The sequence below is a fragment of the Luteimonas salinilitoris genome (genome assembly GCF_041300785.1).
In the GTDB taxonomy this organism is placed as follows: domain Bacteria; phylum Pseudomonadota; class Gammaproteobacteria; order Xanthomonadales; family Xanthomonadaceae; genus Luteimonas; species Luteimonas salinilitoris.
The window spans coordinates 427,549-442,066 of the sequence record NZ_JBFWIB010000002.1 but is presented as its reverse complement, the minus strand read 5'-3'; the positions used below and the strand labels follow the sequence as shown (position 1 = coordinate 442,066).

Genomic DNA, 14,518 nt, shown 5'->3' with positions numbered 1-14,518 from the left:
GCGGTTGCCCAATACAGCACCAGCCCCCAAGGATAGTGCACTGAATGCAGCCGTTCCGCATTGCCGTTCCGCAACACGCCATAGAGGATCTCTACCGTCGGCTCGATCGCGCCCGCCTGCCTGGTAGCGTGGATGAGGGTAGTTGGGAAGATGGGGCGAGCCTTTCCTTCATCAAGCGTCTTGTGCACCACTGGCGGTACACGTTCGATTGGCGCACTGCGGAGGCCCGGCTCAACGAGCTGCCACAGTTCATGGCCAAGATTGGTCAGCTCGACGTGCACTTCGTCTACCAAAAGGGTGTGGGACCGGCTCCACTACCCTTAGTGCTGACCCATGGCTGGCCAGGCTCGTTCATCGAGATGGAGCGCATCCTCCCGCTTCTGACTGATCCGGGCTCCCATGGTGGGGACCCTGGAGATGCCTTCGATGTCGTGGTGCCTTCGCTTCCAGGTTTCGGATTTTCGCAGGCACCTACCGAAGCGGGCGTGAGCTCAAGACAAGTCGCGCAGATGTGGAAGGAGCTGATGCTTCGCTTGGGCTATTCCAGATTCGGTGCCCAGGGCGGGGACATCGGTGCTGGCGTGTCCACGTGGCTGGCCAAGCTCTACCCGGAGCACCTGGTCGGGATCCAGCTCAACTACATTCCGGGAAGCTTCCGGCCTGCGCTGGGCCAAGGGCAGGCGCCCGTCCGGGGGGAGGAGGAAGCCTTCTTGGAGCGCGCAGCAGCGTGGGTCGCCGATGAGGGTGCCTACGCGGCCCAGCAAGGCACCAAGCCGTTGACGCTGGCATACTCCCTGGCCGATTCACCAATTGGATTGGCCGCGTGGATCGTCGAAAAGTTTCAGACCTGGAGTGATTGCGCCGGTGATATCGAGAACACGTTCACGATGGATGAGCTGCTCACCGACATCTCGTTGTACTGGTTCGGCGGACAGGTAGAGGCGTCTCTGCGCATCTACAAGGAAAATCGTGCGCAACCCTTGGTGTTTACACCAGGAGAGCGCGTGGTCCCACCGATGGGTATGGCGCTGTTTCCAAAGGAGTTACCTCTGCCGCCACGCGCTTGGGTCGAGCGCGTATTCGACGTGCGAAGATGGACACCCATGCCAAGGGGAGGCCACTTTGCAGCTTGGGAGCAGCCAGCGCTGTTGGCTGAAGAGATGCGCGCTTTCTTCAGGCCACTGAGATAGTCGCCGAGAGCGGTGGCATCAGGACGTCACCTTCACTGTGCGTAAGGCGTTGACCGCTGCAATCAATGAGGTGGCTGAACCGTCGTAGTGCTCGACCAGGCGAGCCATTGCGATGTCATCCAGTAGAGCGCGATCCCGCAATCCGGCAGTCACTCCAGCTGTGTCGCCCGAGGAATCCCCTTGGCTGATCTTTGCGGTCAGGTCGAACCGGCTGACCTCGAATCGGTAGCCTCGAATGAGCTCTCGCCACTGGCTCCACAAGTCCGGAGCCAGTTCGCTCAAGCGCCATCCCTGCGATGGTTCATGCGCCTTCACTAGATCGCCGATCTGTAGCTGAAGGGCTTCATCACTCATATGCTGCAAGGTGCCTTGCAGTGCCAAGCTGAGATAGTTGTAAGTGGGCGCAGTTCGGCTTCGGTCGGAGCCGGAGGTTGGGAAGCTTGCGTCGTACCAACTCGGCGATATTGCGGCACCGGGACCTTGAATCAGCACGGTAACCGGTGTGTCGACCTCCATCAAGGGCGTAATGTCGTTGGCTAGGGCAAGGTGGAATTCAATCGCACCAGAGGGGCTGGAGCCCTTGCGGTAGCTCAAGGGGGCCAGTGCAACGGCAGGACCGCTATTCCCATTCACGATAATGGCAGAAAATGGGAAGGCCTCTACCAGTACCTTTATGAGCGCGGGGTCGTGATGCTTGAACTCGGCGTAATGCATTCGGGTGTGCTCCAGCAGCGGGGAATCTCAAACATGGGAACCAGGGGGCGCTATCGCTCATGGCGATCGAACAACGCCTACCCCCTGACAGGCCAGAAGGATCTAGGACTTGGCAGCGCCGGCATCGGCAGCGGTGAATCGGCGCCGATACTCGCTGGGCGTGAGGCCGACCAGTCGAAGGAACAGCCGTCGGAACGCGGCAGCATCGTCGTACCCAACTTCCCAAGCGACCTGCTCCACGGGCCGCCGCGTAAACTGCAGGACTTCTCGCGCCTTTCCGATGCGGAGCTGCTGGACATACTCGATCGGCTTGAGACCCGTGGCCGCCTTGAAGCGGCGCAGGAAGGTTCGTGCCTCCATCTTCGCCATGCGGGCCATGTCGGCTACCGACACCGGACGCGTAGGGCTGACCTGGAGCTTATGCTGCACCTTCAGAATCGCCGCATCACCGTGGCTAAGACGCGGAGAAAACGTGCTGTAGTGGCGTTGCTCGCGCGCCGCCGGATCGATAAGCCAGAACTGGGCCGTTTCAACCACAATCGTGGGTCCCAGCAGACGATCGATCAAGCGCATGCCCAGATCGGTCCACGCCATCATCCCGCCGGCGGTGAGTATGTCACCGTCCTCGATCACGGCACGGCTTACATCGAGCTTCACGTTCGGGAAGTTGGCCTGGAACTTCTCGGCCATCAGCCAGTGTGTCGTTGCCGCGCGCCCTGCGAGCAGGCCAGCCGAAGCGAGCACGAAGGCTCCACATCCAGTAGAAGCGATGGTTGCCCCTTCTACATGACGCTCGGCGAGCCAGTCGGCGAACGGCTGCAGCTCGCGCGCTCGCTCGAGTGGGCCGAGCGAAACAGGAGTGGTCGGGTGCACTGGTATCAGTGCCGGAGCAACTAGGATATCTGGGGACCGATCTGCGCCTGGGTGCGTGTCATAGACCCGCACCATCTGCTTGTTCTCGTTGAACTTCCAGTGTGATACGCGCAAGGGTTGTGCACCGCGGGCTACTGCGAAACCACTGGCACTCTGTAACAAGTCGGTCATGCCTTGCACTGTGGCCGCGTGTGACTGCGGGTAAAGCAGAATCCCGACTTCTGCTTTGGGTCTGTGTGCGTTTGCCTGTGCCACTAGGAACCTCTGTCGTGAGACCACGGGTACAGCCTTGTCACTTTCAGCGCGGTTTTTGTCCGAATCGGCAATCCCTCGTCGCTGCCAGAGGGGTCACTATTACTGCCGTCGCCGCCAGCGCTTCGAACATCTCTAGGAAGTGGAATTTCTAACGCGTCTGGGCACGCAAGCGCAACTAGGTTTCAAGGTCGGGTTGGCTCGCTCTCTGACGGTACAAGGTACATCGCAAACCGTCCAAGTGGAGGAATCTATGTCTACGCTCGCATACCACGACGACCACCTGGTCGATCTCGGTAAGGTCACACGGATCACGCGGATCGGTCGGGCAATCGCCCTGTTTGGCGTGTTCTTGCCGTTGTTCATGATCGGAATCCTCAAGTTCACCCAGATCGAGGTCGAGGCGCTGAAGCCACTGATCAATGGAACGCCTTGGCTCGCGTGGCTGTACGAAGTATTCGGGGAAGCGGGCACGTCCTATCTGCTCGGCGCGGTTGAGATCTTCACGGCATTGTTGCTGGCTCTTTCCATCTGGTCTGCGCGTGCCGGAATCGTCGCAGGGGCCCTCGGTGCGCTGACGTTCCTGACGACCTGTTCGACCATGCTCGCACTTCCGATTTGGGAGACCGGTTCGGGTGGTTTCCCGTGGCTCAATGCACTGGGTGGATTTCTGATCAAGGACGTTGTCCTGCTCGGCGTAAGCCTGGTGGTGCTTGGCGAGAGCCTCGCCCGTTACCGGGCGCATGCACCGTCCGGCGCTGCTCGATGAGTCCTCCGGAGAGTATCGATATGACAACGTTCGGCTCGAGATTCGCCACACTTCGCGGTTCGTTCATGATCGCCGGCATCGCCACGTTGGCGACGTTGCTGGGGGCATGTTCGTCACACGCAGGCTCTGATGCGGCAGTGGATGGCAACGCCTTGCCTTCGTCAGCGCAGCGCCTGAGATTCAACGAGAAGGGGGAAGCGGCCCGTCCTGTCGGCTACAGATCCTGGGTGCATGCTTATTCGGCATGGGAGTCGATCGCCGTGACGATCCTTGATGGAACAGTGACCAAGACCCCCGAATTCCACAATGTCTACGTAGAACCCGAGACCTACCGCCTCTTCATGAAGACTGGCAAGTGGCCGGAAGGCTCTCTCATGGTCAAGGAGTTCAGTTCGGTCAACACCGATCCGGAGCAGTGCGAAGGTCCGCCGGGGTTTCTTTGCCCATTTGGGACCAGCAAGGTCATTCTGCAGCAAGAGCGAATGGGCATCGGCGTGATGCTAAAGGACAGCAAGCGATTTCCCAATGAGCCCGGTGGCTGGGCGTACTTCAGCTTTGGGCACAAGACGCCCCCATATGAACCGTTCTCGCCACCGCGCCCCAGGACGCAGTGTGCCCAGTGCCACATCGACGAGGTAGGGCCTAAAGACGATTACGTGTGGTCAGTAAAGCTGAACCAGCCCGGGTTCCGTCGAGAGGTCGGCGATATCGCTGACAACTTGTCCGGCGCATTTCCAAACTGACCTTGGCGCACAAGCCGAAGAGCGAGATGCAATCATGAACAAAAGACTATGTAATCGGAGTGCCCCGCTGGCAGCTGCCACCTTCGCGATAGGGCTTGCGGTTGCCGGATTTCCCAGCGCAGGTGCAGAAGAGCGCGGTAGTGACCAGAACATCCAAGGCATCACTTGGACGGTCTTGGAGCAACACGCGCTCGCCGGTGCGCCGGAGAACGACGAAGTCGTGGGCGTTGCCGAGATTGCGCCAGGCAACGTTGTCGAACTGCACAACCACTCCGAGAACGAAGTCGGATACCTGCTCGAGGGTGAGTTTACATTGGAGCGTGAGGGCCAGCCAGATATGACGGTAAAGACCGGGCAGAGCTTTGCCATCAAAGCAGGCGTGAATCACCGCGCCAAGAATGACGGCGATGAGATCGCCAAGGTGCTGGTGTTCTACATCGTCGGCAAGGGACAGCCACTGGCCAAGCCTGCGAAGTGAGCCTGGACAACAGGTGCCAGCGAGGATCAGGTGGACAACATGCGCCGCGACCTATGCCAACCGCCGCTACGCTTTCCGAGATCTTTCGCCTGCTTATACAGCTAAAGGCGTGACGCGCGCTCGCTGATAGATCGACCAGTATAGACCCGCGCTCGACGCCGATGTCGAAGGAAGCCACGATGACCGATGTTCGATATCAGACGCAGCGCGTCGGAAACGTAGACGTGTTCTACCGGGAGGCCGGGTCGAAGGACGCGCCGGTGGTTCTGTTGCTGCACGGCTTCCCCACCTCAAGCCACATGTATCGGGAGCTGATTCCAATGTTGGCTGGACGCTACCGCGTCATAGCGCCCGACCTGCCCGGGTTTGGCCAGACGGTTGCACCAATGCGCGGCGAGTTCGAGTACACCTTCGACGCGCTGGCCGAGGTGGTCGCTGGGTTTGCAGATTGTCTCGGTCTCGCGTTATGCGCTCTACATTTTCGACTACGGCGCACCGGTCGGACTGCGACTAGCGGTCGATCACCCGGAGCGCGTGGCGGCCATCGTCACGCAGAACGGCAACGCGTACGTGGATGGGTTCAGCGACCGATGGGGCGACTGGGAGGCGTACTGGCGCGAACCCACCGCGGTCAGGCGCGAAGCGACCCGCGCCTCCTTGACCGACGATGCGATCCGGTTCCAGCATCGGCACGGTGCGCCGACATACCGTGTCTCGCCGGACAGCTATTCGCTGGACATCCATTACATGGGCAGGCCAGAGGCGCAGGAGATCCAGATGGATCTGATCCTGAGCTACCAGTCGAACCTGGATCGGTATCCGGAGTTCCAGTCGTACTTCCGGTCGTACCAGCCCCCGCTGCTGGCGGTTTGGGGCAAGCATGATGCGTTCTTCGTCCCCGCCGGCGCCCAGGCTTACCTGCGCGACCTGCCGGCGGCTGAGGTGCATCTGCTGGATGCAGGCCATTTCGCCCTGGAGACCCATTGCCAGAAAATCGCCGATCTGATGCTCGAGTTCTTGGCGCGCCATATACCCGATTGACGACAATCGCAGCAGTGGCGGTGTGCGCTCATGCGGTGACGAACACACGGCTTCTCGCGTCGTTAGCACGCAGCAATGCTCTCCGTCCGCGGCATTGAGCCAAACGTGATCCAGCGCTTGGAAGAGTTGGGCTCAGTTCACTCGGAGATCTTGAAGCCGCCAATCGCATACCGGATCAACTTGTTGGAGGAGCAACGCTTTGCGCGATCGACTCCTCCAATCGATCATTGCCGTGGCACAGCCGTCGACACGGTTTGACCAGACACCGAAAGCGACAGCGACAGCGACAGCGACAGCGACAGCGACAGCGAGATTAGTGTGCCGCGATCAAAACCTCTCTTCGCGAATGTAGCCCTATAGGCCATCACAGTAAAAATCGACCCTTCGTCACCCCTCAGCAAAGGATCCCTCATGCCCGACTTTAAGCCCCTCTATGCTGCCACCGCCACTGCCTCCGGTGGCCGCGAAGGCAAGGCACGCTCCTCCGATGGCATTCTCGATCTAACACTCACCACACCAAAAGAGCTTGGTGGCTCGGGTGGTGTTGGCACTAATCCGGAGCAGCTGTTCGCAGCCGGCTATGCGGCCTGCTTTCTGAGTGCGATCAAAGTGGTAGCGCGCGAAATGAAGCTCAATGTGCCCGCTGATACCACGGTTGAGTGCACAGTTGCCATCGGAGAGGACGACGGTAGCTTTGGCCTGCGAGCCGAGCTGACGGTGCGGTCGCCGGACATGGATCAAGCCGTACTGCGTCGCGTCGTGGATGCTGCGCACCAGGTGTGCCCGTACTCGCGTGCGACGCGGGACAACATCGACGTTGAACTTTCCGTCGCTGCCTGATCTCCCGTTCATGTTGACGATAGCTCTCGTAACCGTTCTTGCGTTCACGGTGGGCTTCATCGTCAACCGGTCGGGGACATGTCTGGTTGCTGCTGCACACGAGGTGCTATACAAACGTCGTGCCTGGCGCGTAATGGGGCTCGTCCTGGCTGCGATGGTGGCCACCACGCTGCTTGTGCCGTTGTCGTGGATGCCTTCGCCCGTGCAGGTTCTGGCACCCGTGTTCTCGGTCGAGCTTACCTTGATCATCGGTGCCGTGCTCTTTGGCATTGGCGCGTTGGTCAACGATGCATGTCTGCTGGGCTCGCTGGGGCGCATCGGTAATGGCGAGGTCCGGCTGGTCGCACTTCCGGCCGGCCTGGCCACCGGCTTCCTGTTGACCGAGGGACTGCGCGTGGGCCAGCGCGTGGGTCGCCCGTCTGTCTTCAGCGAGCCCACGCCGCTGTCGATCGCGGCGTACTGCCTGGTCGCACTGGGGTGCGGCGGGCTACTGGCTGCCTTCATCAGGGCTGAGCGGCGGCGCGGTGTTCGACCCGGCAGCGGACGCCGGATGGCCGTGATAGGTGTGACCGCCGGTCTGCTGTTTGCAATCGAGCCCAGTTGGACCTTCGCGAACCTCGTCGACGGCGTCGTTGTGGGCAGCGCCGGCGCTGCAGCCTATCTGGCGGTGATGGCCACGCTGGCCGGTAGTGTGATGTCCGGCCAGCGCCTCGGTACGTTCAAGTTCGAGATGCCCACGGCGTGGTCGGTGGCACGCACACTCGCCGCCGGGGGACTCATGGGCGCGGGCGCGGCGCTGATACCCGGCGGCAACGACTCGCTGCTACTGCAGTCGCTGCCCGGGGCCTCACCGAGTGCATTTGTGGCCCTGCCGCTGATGATGGCGGCGATCTTGCTGGCGATGGCCCTCACCAGGTTCGCTGGTGGGCGTGCATTTACGCCATGAGCCTCGCGTCTGCTAGTCACTTGGCACTATGCGCGCGTGGCCCGGAGAGCCATTGATGAGCACCGAGCGGGTCTTCTTCACAAACGCGGCTGGCACGCGACTGTCGGGCTATCTGGAGCACGCGGTCCCACCGCTCCGCGCGCATGCGCTCTTTGCGCACTGCTTCAGCTGCTCGGCACAAAGCCACGGCGCACGGCGCATCAGCAAGGCGCTGGCGGACGTCGGAATCACGACCCTGCGCTTCGACTTCACCGGCTTGGGTGAGAGCGAAGGAGAATTTGCTGATAGCCATTTCGTGGCGAACGTCCATGACCTTATCGCAGCTGCCGATTACCTCGCCGCCCGTGACGCTACGCCGGCGCTGCTGGTAGGACATTCCCTTGGCGGCGCGGCGGTGATCGCGGCCTCAGCACGTCTGCCGTCCATCGCGGCAGTGGTGACCATCGGCGCACCCTTTGATCCCGCCCATGCGTTGAAACATCTGGGTGCGGACGCCTTGTCGGAGATCGAGCGCACTGGCTTGGCCGAAGTGAGCATAGCGGGCCGCTCGTTCAGCGTGGGCCGCGATTTCATCGAAGCGACCCGTGGCAGCGAGCAAGCCAGTCACCTGGCCGCGCTGCGGCGGCCGTTGCTAGTGATGCACGCTCCCGACGACGCGATTGTCGGCATCGATAATGCGCGGGAAATCTTCGAGGCGGCGCGTCATCCGAAGTCGTTCGTTGCGCTTGATGGGATCGACCATCTGGTGACCGAGGTTAGCGCGGCCACTTATGTGGCTGCGGGAATCGCGGCGTGGGCCAGCCGCACATTTCCGGCGGCGGTGACCGAGCAGGTCGAAGGCGGCGTACAAGTGCACTCGACTGGAGCGAAGTTTCGGCAGCAAGTTCGGGCCGGCAGGCACGTACTGACGTCCGATGAGCCGGTCGACGTGGGTGGCGATGATGCAGGGCCAGGACCTTACGACTACCTGTTGGCATCCCTGGGCGCCTGTACCTCCATGACAATTCAAATGTATGCGCGGCGAAAGTCGATCCCGCTCGAAGAAGTTGCGGTGCACCTAGTCCACGGTCGTGGACATGCGCAGGACTGCGAGGGAGACGGGGGACGCGTCGAACACATCAACCGCAAAGTACATCTGATCGGAGATCTTTCGTCTGAACAGAGGGCCTCGCTAATGTTCGTCGCAGATCGTTGTCCGGTACATCGGACCCTCATGGGCGTGCTCACGATCCAGACATCGGAGGTCCGATAGGCCGCTACCATGCACCAGGTCAGTAAGTTCGTTGCCCTATTTCAAGTTCCACACCACCAACTGGAGAAGCCCCATGAACCAGAACAAGAACGCATACACGCGTGGCACATCTCTGGCCCTGGTCGTCGGCATGGCCGTGATCTTTGCCCCCTCGATCGCGGCAGAACCCAAACCAGAAATCAACGAGATCGTACGAAAGTTTCACGTCAACTACTCGGCGGGCGATGTCGAGGAGAATGGCCACCTCGTTAACGAGAACATTGTGGTGTACGTCAATGCGGCGCGGCCAACAAAATCAACAGCGCGACGCTGGAAGGCCGTCAGGCGTTTGTGGACTGGCTCAAACTGGACAAGCTGATCTTCCCCGACGGCAAGATCACGGATCACCAGATCATCGTCTCTGGCAACACAGCTGCGATTCGTTGGACCATGGAAGGCACCCACAAGGGACCGTTGCCCACCCCCGCTGGCGACATACCCGCCAGCGGAAAGAAGGTGAGGATCGAAGGCACCGAGTTCTTCACCTTCAATAGCCAAGGAAAGCTCATTCGGCTCGACGCATTGACGAATGACATGGGGTTGATGGGGCAGATCAAGGCTAAGTAGATGCCTACTACCCACGCTCCGACGCCCCTCCGCTTTGATCGGCAGTGGCGACTTGGTCCTTAGGCCGAAGCTGATCTCCCCAGAAGCCAACGACTGGGTGGTTGGTTGATTCCTCTACCCGGAGCGGTGACCGGAGCGGTGGCTTCGTTGCTTTCCGGGCAGGGTCCATAGTGCCTGAATCGAATCCGGCCAGGATGGCCGCTTAGATTGGCCGTCACATACGGCACCGTCAGCCTTGATAGGAGATTCACGATGAATACCCGCGATGTTGTTTTTCCCCCGGGTCGCCAGGCCCTATATGAGCGCAACCGCTATTCGCCGGCCGTGCGCTCCAACGGTTTCCTGTTCGTGTCCGGGCAGGTGGGAAGCCGCGAGGACGGCTCACCGGAACCTGACCTCGAGGAACAGGTGCGCTTGGCCTTCCGTAACCTCAACGCAATCTTGGCCGAAGCAGGCTGCAGCTTCGACGACGTGGTTGACGTGACCGTCTTCATTGTCGATCCCGAGAAGAACTTCGAGGCGGCCTGGACGGTCGTGCCGGAGTTCTGGGGCGAAGCCCCCTATCCCACGCTGACAGGGATTGGCGTAACGTGGTTATATGGCTTTCAATTCGAGATCAAGGTAATCGCGAAGCTGCCAGAATAGTCGCGCCAGCCGCATGGTTAGGTTGCACGGACGGGCTGCGATGACTCTATCGTCGTAAAGAGTGCTTCGTCGCTTGTTTCCCGGAGCCCAGACTGAATACCTGTATGACAGCCATTTCTGACCAGAACATCCCAGTGCTATCCGGCGGCGCCTACAGTTGGCTGATCGTTATCCTCCGACACGGGCTCCAGCCGGCATCGACATCGGTAGAGGCGCGAACGCCGATGCTTCGGCCAGGACCGCGCCCACCAGGATCACTCCGGGACTGCCCAGGCCCGAGCGTTGCGCGTCGGCGGCAAGCCGGCCCAAAGTGGTGAGCAGTTGCGTTTCTTCCGGCTGGCTGGCCGATTGCACGATGGCGGCCGGTGTCGTCGCCGGAAGATGCCGCAGCAACGCACCGGCCGTGGATTCGATCCGGCCCATTCCCATGTAGATCGCCAGCGTGGTGCCGGTGGCCGCCAGCGCCGCCCAGTCCGGTTCGCCGTGGTCGCGGGTATGCGCGGTGACGAAGGTGATGCCGTGGCAGTGATCACGATGGGTCAGGGAAATGCGCAGGCTGGCCGCCGCCGCGAATCCGGCGCTGATGCCGTTGACGATGCCGACCCGGATCCCGGCCTGGCGCAGGAAGGCGATTTCCTCGCCGGCGCGGCCGAACAACAGCGCATCGCCGCCTTTCACCCGCACCACCCGCGCACCCTGCAATGCGTAACGCCGCATCAGCCGGCAGATGAACGCCTGCGGGGTCGACCGGCAGCCGCCGCGCTTGCCCACCCGGATCACCCTTGCGTGCGGCGCCAGCTCGACGATCCGCGGATTGACCAGTTCGTCCAGCAACAGCACCTCGGCCATCGCCAACGCCTTTGCCGCCTTGAGGGTGAGCAGCTCCAGATCGCCGGGACCGGCCGACAGCAGGATGACTTCGCCTTCGCTCCGGCGTGAACGGATCGCGTGTTCGTCGTGCATGCGTGCTCCCGGTTCGTTGACCTACGCTCGCTGCGGCTGCCGGCACAGCCGCGCCAGCTGCGGCAGGCAGGAGCCGCAGACGGTGCCGCAGCCCAGCTTCGATTTGACCTCGGCCACCTCGGCGCCCTGCTCCGCCAGCGCGCGGATCGCCGATTCGTTGATCTGCATGCAGTTGCACACCACGCTGTCACGCATGCCGTTGCCGGCCTTGGCCTTGTGGGCGAACACCGCCAGGCGCGGACCGGCCCATTCCCGCTCCGACAAGGCGACGTCGAGCAATGCTTCGTTGGCGGGATCGCGTCGTGTATCCGTCAGCAGCAGTCCGTCGATGCGGCTGCCGGCCGTCTCGCCGCACCAACGTACGCGCTTGAGCAGGCCACGCCGCGCGTCGCGGTATTCCAGCGTGTCGCTTCCGGACGCGAGCGCCAGCGCCTCGACCAGCGCGTCGAGCCACTCGGCCGATGGCGTCGAGCCGGATGCGGCGCGCAACACCAGCCAGGACGCGTCCTCCCCTGCCCCGGCGCCTGCGCCTGCATCTGCATTGGCTGCGGCGTGCAGGCCGACGGCGGCGAAGCCGCAGTCCCGCAGCAGCGGCTGCACCGCCGCTTGCATAGCCAGCACGTCGCCGCGCCGTGCCGCCAGCAGGTGCCAGCCGAATTCGGCTTTCTCCACCCGCACCGCCGCATGCTTGAGTTCCGGCTGCAGCGAGCGTGCGTCCACCGCCGGCTGGCTGACCTCGTTGATGCCGCCGCTGGCCAGGAACTGCCCGCTCCAGTGCATGGCCGCGAACACGGTGCCGGAGCCGACTTCGTCGGACAGTTGCAGCGGCAATACCAGTTCGCCGCGCTTGCTGGCCACGCGCACCAGGTCCCTGCTGGCCAGACCGCGCCGAGCGGCGTCGTCCGGGTGCATGCGTAGCTCTGGTTCCGGGCTGTGCGCGAACAGGCCAGGCACCCGCCCGGTACGGCTCATGCCGTGCCACTGGTCGCGCAAGCGGCCGGTGAGCAGGCGCAGCGGATAACGTGCTGAAGTGGGTTCGGCCACCGGCCGGTACGGCGTGGGATGGAAGCGGGCCCTGCCGTCGCCGGTGGCGAACACGCCGTCGCCGTAGCGCCGCGCCAGTCCACGCCCGCTGCCCGACGGGAACGGCCATTGCTGCGGGCCCTGCGCGTCCAGCGTGGCGTAGTCGAGACCGCCGATGTCGAGATCGCGGCCGATGGTCAGGCGGCGGTGCTCGTCGAAGATGGCGGCCGGCCCGTCGAACCCGAACAGCGGCGCGGCCCCGGGCGGCGCCAGCCGCGCCTCGATGCGGCGCGCAATTTCATTGCCGATCCACCAGTCCGGCCGCGCCTCGCCCGGGGGCGGCACCGCCTGCCGCACCCGCGAGATGCGCCGCTCCGAGTTGGTGACGGTGCCCTCCTTTTCGCCCCAGCTGGCGGCGGGCAGCAGCACGTCCGCGTAGGGCACGGTGTCGGTATCGCGGAAGGCCTCCTGCACGATCACGTACTCCGCCTGCTGCAGGGCCTCGCGTACCCGGCCGATATCCGGCAGCGAGTGCACGGGATTGGTGCAGACGATCCACACCGCCTTGACCTTGCCGCTGCGCAAGGCGTCGAACAGCGCCACCGCCGGCAAGCCGGGATCGGCGGACAGGCGATGCGCGGGCAGCCGCCAGAACCGCTCCACCTCGGCGCGATCCCCCGCATCGCCGATCTCGCGGTGCGCCGCCAGCATCGTGGCCATGCCGCCGACCTCGCGCCCGCCCATCGCGTTGGGCTGGCCGGTCAGCGAGAACGGCCCCGCGCCGGGTTTGCCGATCTGGCCGGTGGCCAGGTGCAGGTGGATCAGCGCGAGGTTCTTGTCGGTGCCGTGCACCGACTGGTTCAGGCCCATGCAGTACAGCGACAGCGCCGCCGGGCTGCGGCCGAACCATTCGGCGGCCCGGACCAGGTCCGCGGCCGCGATGCCGCAGATGTCGGCCGCCATCCGCGGCGTGTAGTCGCGCAGCAGCAGCTTGAGTTCGGCGAAGCCCGCGGTGTGCGCAGCGATGTAGTCCCGATCGATCAGGCCTTCCCAGATCAGGTGGTGCAGCATGCCGTTGAACAGGGCGACGTCGGTGCCCGGCTGGATCGCTAGGTGCAGGTCCGCCATGGCGGCGGTGTCGGTGCGGCGCGGATCGACCACGATCCAGCGCACCTCCGGGTCGCGCTCTCGCGCCGCTTCCAGGCGCCGGAACAGCACCGGGTGCGCATCGGCCATGTTGCTGCCGGCGAACAGCACCGTCCTGGCGTGGTCCAGGTCCTCGTAGCAGGTCGGCGGGCCGTCGGCGCCCAGCGCCAGCTTGTAGCCGGCCACCGCGCTCGACATGCACAGGCGCGAGTTGGAATCGATGTTGTTGGTGCCGATCAGCCCCTTGGCCAGCTTGTTGAAGACGTAATAGTCCTCCGTCAGCAACTGTCCGGAGACGTAGAACGCCACCGCGTCCGGGCCGTGCCGATCGACGATGGCGGCCAGCCGCTCGGCCACCGTGTCCAACGCGACGCCCCAGTCCACGCGATGGCGCGTCTCGCTGCGCAGGCGCCGCATCTCCGGGAACAGCAGCCGGCCGGCCGTGCTGCGGGCGGTCGCGGGGAGATTGCGGCCCTTGGTGCACAGGCGGCCGTGGTTGGCCGGGTGTTCCGGATCGCCCTCGATGCCGACGATGCGGCTGCCGGCGGGGCCCGGCCCACCATCGGCATGCTCGGCGTCGATCAGCACGCCGCAACCGACGCCGCAGTAGCAGCAGACCGAGCGCGTCCGCGTCCGTCGCACCGCTGGCGCGCCGACGCCGTCCATCAGCCGGCGCTCCCGGCCGCCGCCGCCGCGGGCACGTGGTCCAGCGACAGCCAGACCTCGCCCGCCTCCACCCGCGTCGGAAATCTCCGCACGCAACCCACGTCCGGCGCACAGGCCTCGCCCGTGGCCAGGCCGATGTTCCAGCCGTGCAGCGGACAGGTGACCGCGTCCCCGGCCACGATCCCCTGCGACAGCGGTCCGCCCTTGTGCGGACAGCGATCGAGCACCGCATACACCTGGTCGCCCTCGGTGCGGAACACCGCGATGTCGATGGCGCCCTCCCCCGCTCGCTCCAGCACCCGCGCGCCCAGCGCCGGGATGTCGTCCAGCCGGCAGACGCGCACCCAGGCAGCCCGATCGGTCGTGTCCAT

At 63.6% G+C, this 14,518-nt stretch carries 15 protein-coding genes and 1 pseudogene; 11 read left to right on the top strand and 5 right to left on the bottom strand.

Features of this window, described 5'->3' with window-relative positions; all coding sequences use genetic code 11:
- Positions 1–44 precede the first annotated feature (44 nt).
- Complete coding sequence (locus tag AB5T46_RS05300; RefSeq protein ID WP_370562812.1) at positions 45–1,190, top strand: epoxide hydrolase family protein; 1,146 nt, start codon at positions 45–47, stop codon at positions 1,188–1,190.
- Between the two features lie 18 nt (positions 1,191–1,208).
- On the opposite strand, the gene AB5T46_RS05295 is transcribed toward AB5T46_RS05300, so the two are convergent.
- Positions 1,209–1,904, bottom strand: coding sequence for an FMN-binding negative transcriptional regulator (locus AB5T46_RS05295; RefSeq protein WP_370562811.1), 696 nt, complete (start codon positions 1,902–1,904; stop codon positions 1,209–1,211).
- Positions 1,905–2,006: 102 nt separating this feature from the next.
- Positions 2,007–2,948 carry a GlxA family transcriptional regulator gene (locus AB5T46_RS05290; protein WP_370562809.1) on the bottom strand — a complete coding sequence of 314 codons (942 nt, stop codon included), beginning with the start codon at positions 2,946–2,948 and terminating at the stop codon, positions 2,007–2,009.
- A 334-nt stretch (positions 2,949–3,282) separates the two neighbouring features.
- Between AB5T46_RS05290 and AB5T46_RS05285 the strand changes: the two genes are divergently transcribed.
- The 10 genes and pseudogenes from AB5T46_RS05285 to AB5T46_RS05240 all read left to right on the top strand — a co-directional run bounded on the left by AB5T46_RS05285 (position 3,283) and on the right by AB5T46_RS05240 (position 10,349).
- The gene (locus tag AB5T46_RS05285; RefSeq protein WP_370562808.1) at positions 3,283–3,798 is read left to right on the top strand and encodes a DUF417 family protein; all 516 of its coding nucleotides are present in this window, start codon (positions 3,283–3,285) and stop codon (positions 3,796–3,798) included.
- A gap of 20 nt (positions 3,799–3,818) precedes the next feature.
- Positions 3,819–4,541 (top strand): cytochrome P460 family protein, encoded by a 723-nt coding sequence (locus AB5T46_RS05280; RefSeq protein WP_370562807.1) that lies wholly within the window; start codon positions 3,819–3,821, stop codon positions 4,539–4,541.
- 34 nt (positions 4,542–4,575) lie between these two features.
- Positions 4,576–5,019: a cupin domain-containing protein gene (locus AB5T46_RS05275; protein ID WP_370562806.1), complete on the top strand. Its 444-nt coding sequence runs from the start codon at positions 4,576–4,578 to the stop codon at positions 5,017–5,019.
- A gap of 161 nt (positions 5,020–5,180) precedes the next feature.
- A pseudogene (locus AB5T46_RS05270) lies at positions 5,181–6,060 on the top strand (alpha/beta fold hydrolase).
- Positions 6,061–6,471: 411 nt separating this feature from the next.
- A complete protein-coding gene (locus AB5T46_RS05265) occupies positions 6,472–6,900 on the top strand; it encodes an organic hydroperoxide resistance protein (RefSeq protein ID WP_370562805.1) in 429 nt (142 codons plus the stop codon).
- A 10-nt stretch (positions 6,901–6,910) separates the two neighbouring features.
- The gene (locus AB5T46_RS05260; RefSeq protein WP_370562804.1) at positions 6,911–7,846 is read left to right on the top strand and encodes a YeeE/YedE thiosulfate transporter family protein; all 936 of its coding nucleotides are present in this window, start codon (positions 6,911–6,913) and stop codon (positions 7,844–7,846) included.
- A 55-nt stretch (positions 7,847–7,901) separates the two neighbouring features.
- Entirely contained in the window at positions 7,902–9,098 is a 1,197-nt protein-coding gene (locus AB5T46_RS05255) for a bifunctional alpha/beta hydrolase/OsmC family protein (RefSeq protein ID WP_370562803.1), read from the top strand.
- Positions 9,099–9,171: 73 nt separating this feature from the next.
- Positions 9,172–9,456 (top strand): hypothetical protein, encoded by a 285-nt coding sequence (locus AB5T46_RS05250; RefSeq protein ID WP_370562802.1) that lies wholly within the window; start codon positions 9,172–9,174, stop codon positions 9,454–9,456.
- Entirely contained in the window at positions 9,429–9,704 is a 276-nt protein-coding gene (locus AB5T46_RS05245) for an ester cyclase (RefSeq protein WP_370562801.1), read from the top strand. The genes AB5T46_RS05250 and AB5T46_RS05245 overlap by 28 nt, the downstream gene beginning before the upstream one ends.
- Before the next feature lie 252 nt (positions 9,705–9,956).
- Positions 9,957–10,349, top strand: a complete 393-nt coding sequence (locus tag AB5T46_RS05240) for a RidA family protein (RefSeq protein ID WP_370562800.1) — start codon at positions 9,957–9,959, stop codon at positions 10,347–10,349.
- 168 nt (positions 10,350–10,517) lie between these two features.
- Here AB5T46_RS05240 and cobA read toward each other — a convergent pair whose 3' ends face one another.
- From cobA to nirD, 3 genes are read right to left on the bottom strand one after another with little or no spacing between them, the layout of a single operon-like run.
- Positions 10,518–11,312, bottom strand: a complete 795-nt coding sequence (cobA, locus tag AB5T46_RS05235; protein ID WP_370562799.1) for a uroporphyrinogen-III C-methyltransferase — start codon at positions 11,310–11,312, stop codon at positions 10,518–10,520.
- A gap of 21 nt (positions 11,313–11,333) precedes the next feature.
- Positions 11,334–14,147 carry a nitrate reductase gene (locus AB5T46_RS05230; RefSeq protein WP_370562798.1) on the bottom strand — a complete coding sequence of 938 codons (2,814 nt, stop codon included), beginning with the start codon at positions 14,145–14,147 and terminating at the stop codon, positions 11,334–11,336.
- Complete coding sequence (gene nirD / locus AB5T46_RS05225) at positions 14,147–14,518, bottom strand: nitrite reductase small subunit NirD (RefSeq protein WP_370562797.1); 372 nt, start codon at positions 14,516–14,518, stop codon at positions 14,147–14,149. Before nirD ends, AB5T46_RS05230 begins: the two co-directional genes overlap by 1 nt.

Coding starts and splice junctions, on each gene's coding strand:
- AB5T46_RS05285 (WP_370562808.1), top strand. CDS start 3,283: ATGTCTACGCTCGCATACCACGACGACCACCTGGTCGATCTCGGTAAG.
- AB5T46_RS05250 (WP_370562802.1), top strand. CDS start 9,172: ATGAACCAGAACAAGAACGCATACACGCGTGGCACATCTCTGGCCCTG.
- AB5T46_RS05240 (WP_370562800.1), top strand. CDS start 9,957: ATGAATACCCGCGATGTTGTTTTTCCCCCGGGTCGCCAGGCCCTATAT.
- AB5T46_RS05265 (WP_370562805.1), top strand. CDS start 6,472: ATGCCCGACTTTAAGCCCCTCTATGCTGCCACCGCCACTGCCTCCGGT.
- AB5T46_RS05300 (WP_370562812.1), top strand. CDS start 45: ATGCAGCCGTTCCGCATTGCCGTTCCGCAACACGCCATAGAGGATCTC.
- AB5T46_RS05255 (WP_370562803.1), top strand. CDS start 7,902: ATGAGCACCGAGCGGGTCTTCTTCACAAACGCGGCTGGCACGCGACTG.
- AB5T46_RS05295 (WP_370562811.1), bottom strand. CDS start 1,904: ATGCATTACGCCGAGTTCAAGCATCACGACCCCGCGCTCATAAAGGTA.
- AB5T46_RS05260 (WP_370562804.1), top strand. CDS start 6,911: ATGTTGACGATAGCTCTCGTAACCGTTCTTGCGTTCACGGTGGGCTTC.
- AB5T46_RS05230 (WP_370562798.1), bottom strand. CDS start 14,147: ATGGACGGCGTCGGCGCGCCAGCGGTGCGACGGACGCGGACGCGCTCG.
- AB5T46_RS05280 (WP_370562807.1), top strand. CDS start 3,819: ATGACAACGTTCGGCTCGAGATTCGCCACACTTCGCGGTTCGTTCATG.
- AB5T46_RS05275 (WP_370562806.1), top strand. CDS start 4,576: ATGAACAAAAGACTATGTAATCGGAGTGCCCCGCTGGCAGCTGCCACC.
- nirD (WP_370562797.1), bottom strand. CDS start 14,518: ATGGACACGACCGATCGGGCTGCCTGGGTGCGCGTCTGCCGGCTGGAC.
- AB5T46_RS05290 (WP_370562809.1), bottom strand. CDS start 2,948: ATGACCGACTTGTTACAGAGTGCCAGTGGTTTCGCAGTAGCCCGCGGT.
- cobA (WP_370562799.1), bottom strand. CDS start 11,312: ATGCACGACGAACACGCGATCCGTTCACGCCGGAGCGAAGGCGAAGTC.